General features: G+C 45.2%; 2 protein-coding genes. Both read right to left on the reverse strand.

Going from position 1 to position 568, the window contains the following annotated elements; genetic code table 11:
• Positions 1-368: transposase zinc-binding domain-containing protein (locus H5154_RS24325; protein WP_182719774.1), on the reverse strand; the 368-nt coding region annotated here is incomplete at its 3' end.
• Positions 365-568, reverse strand: a 204-nt coding sequence (locus H5154_RS24330) for a tyrosine-type recombinase/integrase (RefSeq protein WP_182719773.1), incomplete at its 5' end; no start/stop codon positions are given. The genes H5154_RS24325 and H5154_RS24330, both read right to left, overlap by 4 nt.

The raw sequence follows: 568 nt of genomic DNA on the forward strand, positions 1-568 counted from the left end.
TGCCATACGGCTTTAAACAAACACTGGTACAACACACTTGGGTTATAGTGAGCAATGATATTCAACTCATGAGGGAGCGTAAAAACAAGGTGGAAATACCGACACGGTAATAAATCCTCTTGCTGTCTTCGCACCCACTTAGCCGTGGCCATGCCTTGGCAACGCGGACAGTGACGGTCTCGACAACTACACCCAATCTGCTGCGACTCCCCACAGCTATCACATTGCCATGCTTGATAACCGAGCTGACCTGTTCTGCATGATTGAAGGTGCTGACAGACACGCAGTTGTTGATAGCTCATCGTATGATGTTGCCGATAATTCTCAAGATTTGAGTTTAAAATATCAGCGAGGTGCAAAGCGCTCATTGTTTACTCCAACTCGCAAGCAAATCAATGCCGCCATGCCCTAACTCAGGTAACCAGTGTAAGTAACTTTGTGTCGTTTTAATATCACTATGACCAAGCTGATGTTGCAATTGATGAAGTGGCATTCCTGATTCAAGTTGATGTGTTGCATAAGCATGGCGTAGTGCATGTGGATTACAGTGTTTTAAACCACACGCTTG

Source organism: Pseudoalteromonas sp. SR44-5 (assembly GCF_014163675.1).
Taxonomy (GTDB): Bacteria; Pseudomonadota; Gammaproteobacteria; order Enterobacterales; family Alteromonadaceae; genus Pseudoalteromonas; species Pseudoalteromonas rhizosphaerae.